The sequence below is a fragment of the Plesiomonas shigelloides genome (assembly GCF_900087055.1).
In the GTDB taxonomy this organism is placed as follows: Bacteria; Pseudomonadota; Gammaproteobacteria; order Enterobacterales; family CAMTGL01; genus Plesiomonas; species Plesiomonas shigelloides.
The window spans coordinates 472,122-485,759 of record NZ_LT575468.1 but is presented as its reverse complement, the minus strand read 5'-3'; the positions used below and the strand labels follow the sequence as shown (position 1 = coordinate 485,759).

General features: G+C 56.9%; 10 protein-coding genes. 5 read left to right on the top strand and 5 right to left on the bottom strand.

The genetic code is table 11. The annotated features are described in order from the left end of the window. Positions 1 to 147: 147 nt before the first annotated feature. The 3 genes from tyrS to clcA all read right to left on the bottom strand — a co-directional run bounded on the left by tyrS (position 148) and on the right by clcA (position 3,485). On the bottom strand, positions 148 to 1,350 hold the full coding sequence (gene tyrS / locus NCTC9997_RS02210; protein ID WP_064977189.1) for a tyrosine--tRNA ligase: 1,203 nt from the start codon (positions 1,348 to 1,350) through the stop codon (positions 148 to 150). A gap of 215 nt (positions 1,351 to 1,565) precedes the next feature. Then, positions 1,566 to 1,910: an iron-sulfur cluster insertion protein ErpA gene (gene erpA / locus NCTC9997_RS02205; protein ID WP_010862558.1), complete on the bottom strand. Its 345-nt coding sequence runs from the start codon at positions 1,908 to 1,910 to the stop codon at positions 1,566 to 1,568. Between the two features lie 105 nt (positions 1,911 to 2,015). Then, positions 2,016 to 3,485 (bottom strand): H(+)/Cl(-) exchange transporter ClcA, encoded by a 1,470-nt coding sequence (gene clcA, locus NCTC9997_RS02200; RefSeq protein ID WP_064977188.1) that lies wholly within the window; start codon positions 3,483 to 3,485, stop codon positions 2,016 to 2,018. 239 nt (positions 3,486 to 3,724) lie between these two features. On the opposite strand from clcA, the gene hemL reads away from it, so the two are divergent. After that, positions 3,725 to 5,011: a glutamate-1-semialdehyde 2,1-aminomutase gene (hemL, locus tag NCTC9997_RS02195; protein WP_047708752.1), complete on the top strand. Its 1,287-nt coding sequence runs from the start codon at positions 3,725 to 3,727 to the stop codon at positions 5,009 to 5,011. Positions 5,012 to 5,133: 122 nt separating this feature from the next. Here the strand turns inward: hemL and mrcB are convergent, their stop codons facing one another. Both mrcB and hrpB read right to left on the bottom strand, forming a co-directional pair. Then, entirely contained in the window at positions 5,134 to 7,650 is a 2,517-nt protein-coding gene (mrcB, locus tag NCTC9997_RS02190; RefSeq protein WP_064977187.1) for a bifunctional glycosyl transferase/transpeptidase, read from the bottom strand. 275 nt (positions 7,651 to 7,925) lie between these two features. Further along, positions 7,926 to 10,391 carry an ATP-dependent helicase HrpB gene (gene hrpB, locus NCTC9997_RS02185; protein ID WP_230405847.1) on the bottom strand — a complete coding sequence of 822 codons (2,466 nt, stop codon included), beginning with the start codon at positions 10,389 to 10,391 and terminating at the stop codon, positions 7,926 to 7,928. A gap of 190 nt (positions 10,392 to 10,581) precedes the next feature. Between hrpB and thpR the strand changes: the two genes are divergently transcribed. The 4 genes from thpR (at position 10,582) to gluQRS (ending at position 13,503) form a co-directional block, all read left to right on the top strand. Then, on the top strand, positions 10,582 to 11,127 hold the full coding sequence (gene thpR / locus NCTC9997_RS02180; RefSeq protein ID WP_064977185.1) for an RNA 2',3'-cyclic phosphodiesterase: 546 nt from the start codon (positions 10,582 to 10,584) through the stop codon (positions 11,125 to 11,127). Beyond that, positions 11,117 to 11,821: a DNA/RNA nuclease SfsA gene (gene sfsA, locus NCTC9997_RS02175; protein ID WP_064977184.1), complete on the top strand. Its 705-nt coding sequence runs from the start codon at positions 11,117 to 11,119 to the stop codon at positions 11,819 to 11,821. The genes thpR and sfsA overlap by 11 nt, the downstream gene beginning before the upstream one ends. Before the next feature lie 130 nt (positions 11,822 to 11,951). Next, positions 11,952 to 12,404: an RNA polymerase-binding protein DksA gene (dksA, locus tag NCTC9997_RS02170; RefSeq protein WP_010862565.1), complete on the top strand. Its 453-nt coding sequence runs from the start codon at positions 11,952 to 11,954 to the stop codon at positions 12,402 to 12,404. A 211-nt stretch (positions 12,405 to 12,615) separates the two neighbouring features. Then, positions 12,616 to 13,503 carry a tRNA glutamyl-Q(34) synthetase GluQRS gene (gene gluQRS, locus NCTC9997_RS02165; RefSeq protein ID WP_064978411.1) on the top strand — a complete coding sequence of 296 codons (888 nt, stop codon included), beginning with the start codon at positions 12,616 to 12,618 and terminating at the stop codon, positions 13,501 to 13,503. Positions 13,504 to 13,638 lie beyond the last annotated feature (135 nt).

The window sequence follows — 13,638 nt, the reverse complement described above, 5'->3', positions numbered from 1 at the left end:
TCAGTCGCGTCACGCAAAGCAATAAAAAAGCCCGTCATTGACGGGCTTTTTCTTTATCAACGTCTTTATCGGTGTCGTTCTATTTGTGCTGTTTCGGTATCCGCAACAAAGAGCTGTACCTCAACAGCACCAACGCCAATAGCGAGCTTATTTGAGCGTCACGCGCGCAAACTTACGCTTACCCACCTGATACACGGCAGTGCTGCCTGCGCTCAGGGTCAGTTTGGCATCGTCGACTTTGTCGCCATCAATCTTCACGCCACCTTGCTTGATCATGCGCAGCGCTTCGGAAGTTGAGGCCACCAGATCTGCGTCTTTCAACAGGTTCGCAATAGCAATGCCTTCACTACCGGCATCCAGAGTCAGCTCTGGCATTTCATCTGGCATCGCGCCTTTTTGGAAGCGATTGATGAACTCTTGTTCCGCCGCATCCGCATCCGCTTGTGAGTGGAAACGGGCGATGATCTCTTTGGCCAGCCACACTTTCACGTCACGCGGGTTCAGTGTGCCTGCCGCCACGCGGGCTTTGAAATCTTCAATTTCAGCCAGTGGGCGGAAAGAGAGCAGCACATACCAATCCCACATCAGATCATCAGAGATAGACATCACTTTACCGAACATTTCGGACGGAGCTTCGCTGATCCCGATGTAGTTGTGCGCCGACTTGGACATCTTCTTCTCGCCGTCCAGACCCACCAGCAGTGGCATGGTGATGACGATCTGCGGCTTTTGTCCGTACTCTTTTTGCAGCTCACGACCCATCAGCAGGTTGAAGCGCTGGTCAGTACCACCGAGCTCAACGTCTGCTTCCAGCGCGACTGAGTCATACCCTTGCAGCAGCGGGTACATGAACTCGTGAATAGCGATGGACTGGTGATCATGGAAACGCTTTTTAAAGTCGTCACGCTCCAGCATCCGCGCCACGGTCTGACGAGAAGCCAGACGGATCATGCCTTCGGCACCCATCTCGCCCAACCAGCTGGAGTTAAATTCGATACGAGTCTTGGCGGGGTCCAGAACTTTGAACACCTGCTCTTTATAGGTCTCGGCGTTAGCCATGACCTGCTCTTTGGTCAGTGGCGGACGGGTGGTATTTTTACCTGACGGATCCCCCACCATACCGGTAAAGTCACCAATCAGGAAAATAACCTCATGGCCCAAGTCCTGGAACTGACGCAGTTTGGTCAGGATCACGGTGTGACCCAGATGGATATCCGGCGCAGTCGGGTCAGCACCCAGTTTTACACGCAGCGGACGCCCTTCTTTTAATTTGGCGATGAGTTCATCTTCCGGCAACAGGTCTTCCACACCGCGTTTAATTACCGCCAGTGCTTCTTCAATACGCACCATTGCGCTCTCCTAGATACGCGAAAATATTAATCATGAATTTGCCATACTACTGGATTCAATCGGCAAGGCAAACCGCTTAGGCCGCAATCTTGCCGATTATTCTGCCGCCGCAGGTTTACACCGGCATCGGGTGTAAACAAGCTGCAGACAAGATGTGAACCGCAGGCAAAAAAATCCCCGCCTGCGGCGGGGACATCAGAGATTCAGTGGGTCACTTAGATACTGAATGAGGAGCCGCAGCCGCAGGTACTCTTGGCATTCGGGTTTTGCACCACGAAGCGCGAACCTTCTAGGCCTTCGGTATAATCAACTTCACCACCGACCAGATATTGCAGGCTCATTGGATCAACCACCAGCGCCACACCGCTTTTTTCGATCAGCATGTCGCCGTCATTCACGGTTTCATCAAAGGTAAAACCATACTGGAAACCGCTGCAACCCCCACCGGTGATATACACTCGCAGTTTCAGGTTCGGGTTTTCTTCCTCGGCAATCAGTGCCTTCACTTTGTTTGCCGCGGCATCAGTAAATTCCAACGGCAACGCCGGTACTTCGCTCATTCTTTGGTCTCCGCAATCAGAAGCGGGGCTATTATCCAATACCTGACTAAATCGTTCAAGTATTGAACGCTCTGCCCGGTGGATAGCCCCGACCGATTGTATGTATCAAACGGACTGGCTTGGGGACGCCGCAGCTTGGGCAGCGGCAGCTTGTTGCTGCGCCTGCTTTTGCAAGGTGCGCTCCAAAAGCACAGTATACAGCGGACGACCACCCAATGCTTGTGCTAACAGTGTGGCACCCAGCACGGTGATCAGCATCGGTAAAATTAACTGGTAGTTTTCGGTCATCTCCAGCACCAATACCAGCCCCGTCAGTGGCGCCCGCACGGTAGCGGCAAACAGTGCGCCCATCCCTGCAATCGAGAAGGTGGCAATCTCCAAGTTATATTGCGGGAACAACATCGTGGCCAACGTACCGAACGCGGTACCAAACAAGGTGCCGATGGCCAGACTTGGGGCAAAAATACCACCCGGTGCGCCAGAGCAGAAGCACATTAAGGTGGTGATCACCCGAGCAAAGAAAATCAGCAGCAAGGCGGTGATGGTGAAGTTACCCTTAGCGGCAATCAGCACCAGTGACATGCCATCCCCTGACACTTCCGGTACCAGCAGTGCCAACAGACCACAGGTTCCCCCAATCACCGCACCAATCAGCACAAACTTCTTGCGCTGGCCGCCGTGCAAGGCAGCGAATCTATCTTGGCTCCAGAACACCATGCGGTTGAACAGCACACCAAACACGCCGAACAGCATGCCGAGAACCAGATACAGCCACAGGGAGTTGAGCGGTGCAAACCCAAGTGAGCCCACCGGCAACTCCGGTACCTGACCGGTGAAAAAGCGCACCATCAAACAGGCCATGATGACGCTAAGGAAAATGCCTTTAATCGAGATCAGGCTGTAACGAAACTGCGGGCGCATCTCTTCAATCACGAACAGTACGCCAGCCAGCGGGGCGTTAAACGCGGCGGTCAAACCGCCCGCAGCACCGGCCGCTAGCAAAGTATTGCGAATCTCGGGGTTTTTACCGAGACGGAACAGATCGGCAATCATCTGCGCGACCGCACCGCCCATCTGCACGGTCGGGCCTTCACGACCCAGCACCATCCCAGAGCCGAGGGTGCCGAGGCCACCGAAGAATTTGACCGGCAATACCCGCCACCAGCGTACCGGACGCAGGCCATCCATCGCCCCTTCAATTTCTTGAATACCGGAGCCGGCCGCTTCTGGCGCAAAGCGGTGCACCAGAAAATAACCGAAGGCCGCCAGCAGAGCCGACAGTAAAAAGACCCCGATCCACACCAACACCTGATAATCGGCCATAAAGGTCAGCGCATCGACCCGCTCAAACTTGACTCGGCTCACCATCCGATCGAAAGCGACCCCAACCCCGCCGGCCAACAGGCCGACCAAGGCACACAGGATCAGCACCAACACCGGAGTTTTATCCTGCTCGGCCAGACGACGAATTAACCCGCCGTGACCGGCAGAGGAAAGAGGCGTGGAAGGCTGCTTCGCAGCGGGCTGATTTGTGCTCTCCGCTGCAGATGACGTCTCGTTACTTGAAGCACTCATAGAACAAACGATCCTAATTCGCTTAATATGAAGAGAATTCACAACACCGCAGCCGTCTGTCAGGCAGATCGCTGCGTACTTACATTTCGATTACTATAGCTGTTTTATGCACCTGTCTCTGTGTCATCACAGACGATTGTGCTCACCAAGTGCGGTGGCCACCAAGCTGGCCGACTCAGCAACGTGGAACGGGCCCAGATCATAGACACGGTGCGGTCACAGACATTCAGGATAGCCGTATGACCAAATCTGCAACTTTGTTTGCCCAAGCGCAAAAAACCATCCCCGGCGGCGTCAACTCACCGGTCCGCGCCTTCAATGGTGTCGGCGGCAGCCCGCTGTTTATTGCCCGCGCTGATGGCGCGTATCTGTTTGATGTGGATGGCAAACAGTACACTGACTACGTCGGCTCTTGGGGGCCGATGGTGCTGGGACATAACCATCCTGCTATCCGTCAGGCGGTGATTGAAGCCGCTGAGCGCGGATTAAGCTTCGGCGCACCGACCGAGATGGAAGTGGTGATGGCCGAACTGGTGACCCGACTGGTGCCGTCCATGGAAATGATCCGCATGGTCAGCTCAGGCACAGAGGCTACCATGAGTGCTATCCGCTTAGCGCGCGGTTTCACAAATCGTGACAAAATAATTAAGTTCGAAGGCTGCTATCACGGTCATGCCGACTCCCTGCTGGTAAAAGCCGGCTCCGGCGCACTGACACTGGGCCAGCCTAACTCACCGGGTGTACCGGCGGATTTTGCCAAACACACCCTGACCTGTACGTATAACGATCTGAGCTCCGTCGAAGAAGCGTTCCGCGCGTATCCGAATGACATCGCCTGTATCATCGTCGAGCCGGTAGCGGGCAACATGAACTGTATCCCGCCACAACCAGATTTCCTGCCGGGGCTGCGTCGCCTGTGTGATCAGTATGGCGCATTGCTGATTATTGACGAGGTGATGACCGGTTTTCGTGTCGCCCTCGGCGGCGCGCAGGCGCACTATGGCGTGACGCCGGATCTGACCTGTCTGGGCAAGATCATCGGTGGCGGCATGCCAGTCGGTGCCTTTGGTGGCCGTCGTGATGTCATGGCGCACATCGCGCCAACCGGTCCGGTGTATCAGGCCGGTACGCTGTCCGGTAACCCAATTGCAATGGCCGCCGGTTATGCCTGCCTGACTACACTGGCAGAATCTGGCCAATCAGCGCGTTTAACCGCCCTGACCGAGCGTCTGGCCGATGGCCTGCGCGCCGCGGCTAAGCGCCAGAATATCGGTCTGGTGGTGAATCAGGTTGGCGGCATGTTTGGCCTGTTCTTCACCGATGCGCCGCAGGTCACCTGCTATCAAGAGGTGGTTGCCTGTGATGCCGAGCGCTTCAAGCGCTTCTTCCACCTGATGCTGGATGAAGGCCAGTATCTGGCACCATCGGCCTTTGAAGCCGGCTTTATGTCGCTGGCACACAGCGAAGCGGATATCGATGCCACCGTGGCCGCCGCCGAGCGCTGCTTTGCGCGTCTGCAAGACTGAAGTAGCACCAGTCGAAGCTAAAACGCTGGCGGTTTTGAAGTCGTGTCGCCATAGCAAAAAAGCCCCGTCGATGACGGGGCTTTTTTTACCGCGGGCAGTCAACTGCCCTTGTTACGTTCGGCTTACAAACCCAACACGTTCTGCAGCCAGCTTCCCATTTGATCCACCGGATTCGGTGGCGCACAGAACTGATCCGGATCGCTCGTCCACACCGGCAGCTTTTGCGGTGCACCGCAATCGAACTGACCGGATGGCGTCACGCCAATCCACGCGATCCCCGGTGGCATTTTCAGCACCAGTGGCATCGGCGGCAACGCTTCCAGATAGCGGCGATACAAGGTCAAGGCACCATTAGCACCGGTAAGCTTAGCTTCGCCGTTATCATCTCGGCCAACCCACACCGTCACCACGTTCTTACCATCTACCCCAACATACCAGCTGTCACGCAGCTCATTGGTAGTACCGGTTTTACCGGCCAATCCGGCGTTAAAGCTCTTATTCAGTGAGCGCGCAGTACCGGATGCCACCACCTGCTGCATACCGTACAGCGCCAAATCCGCGGCCTGTGTTGGCACTACGCTTTGCGCCTGCGGCAGGCTTTCGTACAGCGGCTGACCGTTCTCATCCAGCACGGTCCGCAAGGTCGACATCGGCACATACTGACCGCCACTGGCCAGTGTCTGGTACATCTGGGTCACTTCCATCGGCGTCAGGCTGATAGCCCCCAGCAACATCGCCGGTAAACGTGGGATGTACTGATTATCGATGCCCATCTTGGTCAGCTCAGTGGCGATGGTATCTAAGCCCACTTGCATGCCTAGGTTCACCGTTGGCACGTTGAGGGAGTTACTGAGCGCCGTCAGCAAAGTTACTGAGCCACGGTATTTACGATCGTAGTTTTTCGGCTGCCACAGCTGGCCATTTGGCATACGCATCGACAACGGATTATCCGACAGCGGCGTATTCAGGCGGAAGCGATCTGGCATGGTCAGTGCAGTCATGTATACCGGCGGCTTGATCAACGAGCCAATCGGACGCCGCGCCTGTAAAGCACGGTTAAAGCCAGCATAGCGGGTTTGCGCGCCGCCAATCATGGCGCGGATCTCCCCGCTGTAGCGGTCAGTAACCACCATGGCCGTTTCCAGCTGCTTCAGATGACGCTGACTGAGCAGCGCTGGAATGCCGTCTTGCACCGCTTTTTCCGCCGCGTTTTGCACTGCTGGATCTAGCGTGGTGAAAATGCGCATGCCCGAGAGTTTCTCTGACTTATCGCCGAGCGCCTGACGCAGCTCTTGGCGCATCACCTGCATATACGCCGGCTGGCTAGCCGTCACCACCCCACGCGCTTGGATCCCCAGCGGGCGCTTACTCAACAGGTCATACAGCTCTTGGTCAATGACCTGCTGCTCCTGCATCACTTTCAGCACCACATTGCGACGCTCAATGGCGCGTTCAGGGTAACGCCACGGGTTGTAATAGGATGGCCCTTTGACCATCCCCACCAACAGAGCCTGCTGATCGGTGGTCAGTTCATTCACCGGCCGACCAAAATAGAACAGGCTAGCCAGCGCAAATCCGTGAATTTGATCGTTGCCGTTTTGCCCCAGATAGACCTCATTCAGGTAGGTTTCCAGAATGCGCTCTTTGCTGTAGCGATAATCAATCAGCACCGCCATATAGGCTTCACGCGCCTTACGGATTAACGAGCGCTGATTGGTCAAAAACAGGTTTTTCGCCAGCTGCTGGGTAATGGTACTGCCGCCCTGCACAGTGCGACCGGCCAGCAAGTTGACCCAAATCGCGCGGCCAATGGCGAGTGGGTTGATGCCATCGTGCTGATAAAAGTCGCGATCTTCGGTTAACAGCAAGGTTTCGATGAGCAAATCAGGGAAACCTTCGCGCGGCGTAAACAGCCGTTGCTCGTTATGCGGTGACTGCAACATGGCGATCAGCTTCGGATCGATCCGCAGCATTTGCATCTGCTCATTGCTGTCCAGATCGCGCATGCTCACCAATTGATTATTGGCAAAGCTCAAACGTAGGCGCATCTGCGGCTCAGGGCCATCCGGAAAATCAAACGGACGACGGAAAATGTCGATGCTGCTCTTACCCACCACCATGTCACCAGGACGGCGCAATGCATTCACCGGACGGTATTGCATCCCTTCCAGCGCTTCGCTCATCATCTTGAGCGAATACGGCTCACCCGGTTGCAAGTTGATGATCCGGCTATACACCGAGGCCGGTAGCTGCCACACCTGACCATCCATCCGATCGCGAATTTTGCCATCCAGATAGATGCCCCACAGCGCCATCACCGCAATCCCGACCAGCGCCAGCTTCAGCCCAAGGCTCAATAAACGCCGTTTCCACGACGGACGCCGCGCCATCAGTTGCTCCTCCGCATCATCATCATCGGCGAGCTCATCATGATCGTCGTCATAGTCGTCGTCATACGCCTCCTCGTCTCGCTCATCATCGGGCAAGTCGCGGTCAGGATCGTCATACCACTCATCATCATCCTGTTCATTCTTCCGGTTATGTGCGGGCGAACGCCGTGCCGGCGCGCGGTTATTGCGCGCCGGTTTCTGGCGGCGTCCAATCGGAGCACGATCTTCATCCTGGTCGTCGTAACGCATGATCCCTGCCGGTTTCTCCTGCTTGCACGAGTCATCACTAACAGGCCGGCAAACGCAGCCTGAACAAATGCGGTATCACACCGATACAGCCATTAACGACTAACGGCATTAAAAGGCGCGATTATAACGTTGAATCAGGCAGCAGTGCTCGCTCTTTCACCCCATGCAGAGGACGAGGTCACAGCATACATGCGCCCTTGCTAAGGCGGCGTACTGAAAGCGTGAAGGTCGCCTTCCTTGCTTGCACACGCTCACCTTCCCCAGCCGCGCCCTTATTAGCCCTGCCAGTGCCGTTTCGTGGCACGAGTAGCTTGGGTATTGGCTGGATCGTCCGGCCACACATGCTTGGGATAACGCCCCTTCATCTCTTTTTGTACTTCTTTATACGCCCCTTGCCAGAAAGCCTGCAGATCGCGAGTGATCTGCAGTGGGCGACGTGCCGGTGACAATAACTCCAACACTAACGCCACACGGCCATCGGCAATACGCGGGGATGCCGACTCGCCAAACACCTCTTGCAGACGCACCGCCAGCACCGGATCGGCATCCGGCGCATAGCGGATCGCGATGCGCGAGCCGGTCGGCACGGTATAACACACCGGCAGCAGTTGCTCTAAACGCTGGCGCTGCTGCCAATCGAGCAGATTATTCAGCGCCGCGCTCAGATCCAACTGGCGTAAACCGCGCACATCACGCACGCCCTCAAGCTGTGGTCCTAACCAGCTATCCAGGGACGCGAGCAGCGCCTCATCCTCCACTGACGGCCACGGCAGCTCCGGTAACCAGCGTGCCGCACACTGTAAGCGCGCACGTAACTGCACCGCGGATTCATCCCAATTCAGCACCGCTAAGCCTTGCTCGGCGACCCAATCCAGCAGTGCTTGGCGCATTTGCGCCGGCTCAGGCGCGCTCATCGGCTGTTCGCTCAAGGTCAGCGCCCCTAAACGGCGACGGCGCAAAGCGCGCAATGTACCGCGCGCCTCATCCCACTCCAGCGCCATCTGCTCACTGACCAACTGAGGCAATTGTGCCGCCAGTACCTCCAATGAGCTAACCGGCCAAGCGAGCAAGATCCGCGCCTCACGGCTCGACGCGCCCAAAATCAGACTCGGGACGACCAGCGCCCGCTGAGCGGCCAGTGGACTGTCGGCCTCAATAAAAGCGCCGTTACCGCCAGATAACTGAAAACGGCCATCATGACTGCGTGCCACGCCAATGCGATCCGGATACGCGCTGGCCAACAGCTCGGCAATCAAATCCGGTGCGCTGTACGTGTTGTTTTCGGTAGCGCGCGTCGCGTTCGGCGTTAAGCGCCCCAACAACGTGTCGGCGCGCTGGCGCTGACGCGCGGTGAGGCGATCCGGATCCGGCGTCACTTGAGTGCGCGGCGGCTCTTCCAATAGCGCCACCAAACGCGCCGCTAATGCCGCTTCGCCGCGCTCCCGACCGCTGAGCAGCAGTACCCCGTGGCGGGGATCGCAGCCTAACGCCGCCAGCTCGCGGCCACGGGCGGTGAGTCGCCCTGACTCATCGGTGGCCTGTAAACGGCGCAGCAAGGTTTCTGCGGCGGCCTGATGGGCCACCGGAGGGTAATCAATAAAGCGCAGCGACTGCCATGAGCTGCAGCCCCACTGCAGCAATTCCAGCCAAATGGCGCTTAAATCGCTGCGGCACAGCTCCGGCGGCGTAAACTCGGCGGCGCGTTCTGCTTGTTCGCTGCTGTACAGGCGCAGACACACGCCCGGCTCGGTACGACCCGCACGCCCTGCGCGCTGGGTCATCGATGCCTTGGCGATTCGCGTGGTTTGCAAACGGGTCAGACCGCTACGCGGGTCAAAACTGGCCAGTCGCTCGGTGCCGCTATCGATCACCAAGCGCACACCTTCGATAGTCAAACTGGTTTCCGCCAAATTGGTCGCCAGCACCACTTTGCGCTGCCCACTGGGTGCGGGCGCAATTGCCCGTTGCTGCTCGGCCAAGGTGAGCGCGCCATACAGCGGACACACCTGCGTATCCGGCGGCAAGCGCCCCTCGAGACGGCGACTGACGCGCTCTATCTCGCCCATGCCGGGTAAAAACACCAACGCAGAGCCCGATTCCTGCACTAGCAGCTGACACACCGCCTGACTAACCGCCTCTTCCAGCGCTTGATGCGGCGGATAAGGTTGATGCAACACCGTGACCGGATGGGCTCGCCCCGCTGAGCTGACCAACGGCGCATCAGGCAACAAATTACGCAGCCCCTGATCATCTAAGGTGGCCGACATCACCAGCAGGCGTAGGTCATCACGCAGCCCTTCTTGCACATCCAGCGCCAAGGCCAACGCCAGCTCGGCTTGCACGCTGCGCTCATGAAATTCATCAAAAATAATCAGGCTCACCCCGTTCAACTCGGGGTCTTGCTGCAAGCGGCGGGTTAATACGCCTTCTGTCACCACTTCCAAGCGCGTCGCGGCGCTGACCTTGGCTTCGGCACGCATCCGGTAGCCCACGGTTTGCCCGCAGCGCTCACCGAGCTGACTGCTCAAACGCTCGGCGATACTGCGCGCAGCTAAGCGGCGCGGCTCCAGCAGTAAAATCGTTCCGCTCAGCCACGGCTGCTCCAGCAGCGTCAGCGGCAAATAGGTCGACTTGCCCGCGCCAGGCGGCGCGCTAAGCAATACCGCCGGATGCTGCTGCAATGCAGCCAGTACGTCAGGGATCACAGCGCAGATCGGTAAATCAGGAGCAGTCATGGTCATAACTCATACACCAGGCAAACCAGCTCAACACACAAAGCCAAGCTGTCGTCGTAAAAATCAGGCCGGCGCATTGTAGCAAACCCCTTGCAACCTGTACTCTGATGCGCAAAATGCGAGACAGGTAGACCTGCGCGTAAATAACCTGAAATGACCGTCAACCGAGACTATTTTGTTATATAAAGAGATGCCCGTGAGCTGCACCCAGCGCCTTTTCTTTACGTTGACCCTACAGCCGACGTTGGCGCGCAATATTGTGCATTGGCGCAACCAGACCTTTGATGTTCAGCGTCCGGCGCGCCCAACGCCGGCCACCCAGCTGCATCTGACACTGGCCTTTCTCGGCGAGACCCGACCGGTGCAGCGCGATAGTGTGTGCCGCATTGCCGAGCGGCTGCAAAACCAGCCCTTTAGTCTGACGCTGGATAACCTCGGTCACTGGCCGAAAGCCGGCATTATCTGGCTCGGCCCTCGGTATAGCCCACGGCCGCTATTGGCGCTGGCCTCGGCACTGCGCGCCGCCGCGGTGCGCTGTGGTTTGCCGCAACCGGCGACCCCGTTTAGCCCACATATCACCTTGTTTCGACGCGCCCATCATCCGCTGATCCTGCCGTCACAAACGCCGGGGTGGTCAGTCAGCTTTAGCCATTTTTCTCTGTACTGTTCAGAACTTACACCGCGCGGTAGCCGTTATACGGAGCTACAACGTTGGTCATTGGGAGCCCCCCATGCAGTTTGATCCCCCTTTGGAATGCGGCCGCTTAATTCGCCGTTACAAACGCTTTCTGGCTGACATTGAAATGCCGGACGGAAACACAATGACGTTGCATTGCGCCAATACCGGTGCAATGACAGGGTGCGCAACGCCCGGAGATCGGGTATGGTACTCCGCCTCCGAAAATCCGAAGCGTAAATACCGGCATAGCTGGGAGCTTACCGAAACCGCCGCGGGTGACTGGATCTGCGTAAATACACTACGCGCCAACGCCTTGGTGGAAGAAGCCTTGCGCGCCAATCGTATTTCGGAGCTGGTGGGCTATACACAAATTGCACGGGAAGTGCGTTACGGTGAGGAAAACAGCAGAATAGATCTGCTGCTAAGCGATCCAAAACGCGCTGACTGCTATATTGAAGTGAAGTCTGTCACCTTACTGCAACAACAGTGTGGATACTTTCCCGATGCCGTTACGGTTCGCGGACAAAAGCACCTTCGCGAACTGACGCAAATGGCTCAACAGGGAAAACGGGCTGTGCTGTTCTTCGCCGTCTTGCACAGCGGGATCACACAGGTACGTGCTGCCCGGCATATTGACCCGGATTATGCTCGGATGTTGACCGCGGCAGTACAGCAGGGCGTCGAGGTGATTTGCTATCAAGCAACCCTCTCGGCGCAAGGCATGGTGCTTAATACGCCGCTATCGTGGGCGGAATGAGCCGGTAAATTGCGCTTATCTTCACAGCATGGATGCGAAGAATTGCCATACCGGTATCCTTCTGCTATTTATAGCGGCCTAATTTTTACCCCCCACAGGGGGTGGGTAGCGCGAATTTAGGAGAAGCAGCATGCCAGAAGGCCAAATCAGGAAATCGTCTCTGGGCATTCTTGCCATCGCCGGTGTTGATCCTTACCAGGAAAAACCGGGCGAAGAGTACATGAATGACGCTCAGCTTGCGCATTTCAGAAAGATTCTTGAGGCATGGCGTAATCAGCTCAGGGTTGAGGTCGATCGCACAGTTACCCATATGCAGGATGAAGCAGCTAACTTCCCAGACCCGGTTGACCGGGCGGCACAGGAAGAAGAGTTCAGCCTGGAACTGCGTAACCGTGATCGTGAGCGTAAGCTGATCAAGAAGATCGAGAAGACTCTGCTGAAGATCGAAGAAGATGATTTCGGTTTCTGCGAGTCCTGCGGCGTTGAAATCGGGATCCGCCGCCTTGAAGCTCGTCCGACCGCTGATCTGTGCATCGACTGTAAGACACTGGCCGAGATCCGCGAAAAGCAGATGGCCGGTTAATTACCGTCAATACGCCAAACCAGAAGGGAGCCAAGGCTCCCTTTTGTCTTTTATTGCGCTGTCTTTATTGCGCAGTCTTTATTGCGCGTAGCCTTTATTGCGATCGGTGCCGTTTTAGCGCCATGCCGGCGGCCATCCGCCATACTCAGCCGCGCAGAATTGTATTAGGATAATGCGCATACCGACTGCCTTATCTGTCATCACGACCACCATGAATGAACTGCGTTATGTCGGCCGCTTTGCTCCGTCGCCGTCCGGTGATCTGCATTTCGGCTCTTTAGTCGCCGCCCTCGGCAGCTTCTTACAGGCCCGCCACCGCCAAGGGGTGTGGCAACTGCGTATCGAAGATATCGATCCGCCGCGCGAAGTCGCTGGCGCCAGTGAGCGCATTATCCGCACCCTCGAAGCCTATCACCTGTATTGGGATGGTCCGATTGTCTACCAATCGCAGCGCCATGCCGCCTATCAAGCGGTGATCGACACCCTACTGCAGCAAGGGGATGCCTATTACTGTCGCTGCTCACGCCAGCAACGCCAAGCGATGGGCGACGGCTACAACGGCCATTGCCGTCATTTAGGTTATGATGCCAAGGATGCGGCGCTACGCCTCTACCAGCACCAACCGGTGTACCGGTTTACCGACCAGCTCTTTGGTGAAGTTAGCGTGCCCACCGCACTGGCCGAAGAGGACTTTATTATCCGCCGCCGCGATGGGCTGTTCGCCTATAATCTGGCAGTGGTAATTGATGATATTCACCAAGGAATGACCGAAATTGTGCGCGGCGCTGATTTACTGGAGCCAACGGTGCGCCAAATCGCCCTGTATCAGCGTTTAAACGCGCCGGTGCCAGATTTTCTGCATTTGCCATTAGTGGTCAATGCTGATGGCAGCAAGCTGTCCAAGCAAAACCACGCGACCGCTATCGACCCAGCGAATCCTTTGCCACATCTGGCACGGGCGCTGCAATTTTTAGGTCAAGTATTGCCGACGGATTGGCAGCAAGGCAGCATCGATGAGCTGCTGCAATGGGCTATCACGCATTGGGATTTGCAGCGCATCCCGCGTCGCCATAGCGAGATCCCGCCACTGCACCCCTGAAAAGAGCGCCAGATAAGACCTAAATCGTGGCCATTTCGCCTCGTCATCCAGACTGGTGCGGTAAAAGCCGCGCTCTCCGCCATTCTCAATTGGCGGGGGCTGCGTTATTATTAGCCACAATTACTGACCGTAGCC

What these genes read in the sequence shown, in the direction of transcription:
- tyrS (WP_064977189.1), bottom strand. Translation starts at nt 1,350, where the DNA reads ATGGTGCGTATTGAAGAAGCACTGGCGGTAATTAAACGCGGTGTGGAA.
- erpA (WP_010862558.1), bottom strand. Translation starts at nt 1,910, where the DNA reads ATGAGCGAAGTACCGGCGTTGCCGTTGGAATTTACTGATGCCGCGGCA.
- clcA (WP_064977188.1), bottom strand. Translation starts at nt 3,485, where the DNA reads ATGAGTGCTTCAAGTAACGAGACGTCATCTGCAGCGGAGAGCACAAAT.
- hemL (WP_047708752.1), top strand. Translation starts at nt 3,725, where the DNA reads ATGACCAAATCTGCAACTTTGTTTGCCCAAGCGCAAAAAACCATCCCC.
- mrcB (WP_064977187.1), bottom strand. Translation starts at nt 7,650, where the DNA reads ATGCGTTACGACGACCAGGATGAAGATCGTGCTCCGATTGGACGCCGC.
- hrpB (WP_230405847.1), bottom strand. Translation starts at nt 10,391, where the DNA reads ATGACCATGACTGCTCCTGATTTACCGATCTGCGCTGTGATCCCTGAC.
- sfsA (WP_064977184.1), top strand. Translation starts at nt 11,117, where the DNA reads ATGCAGTTTGATCCCCCTTTGGAATGCGGCCGCTTAATTCGCCGTTAC.
- dksA (WP_010862565.1), top strand. Translation starts at nt 11,952, where the DNA reads ATGCCAGAAGGCCAAATCAGGAAATCGTCTCTGGGCATTCTTGCCATC.
- gluQRS (WP_064978411.1), top strand. Translation starts at nt 12,616, where the DNA reads ATGAATGAACTGCGTTATGTCGGCCGCTTTGCTCCGTCGCCGTCCGGT.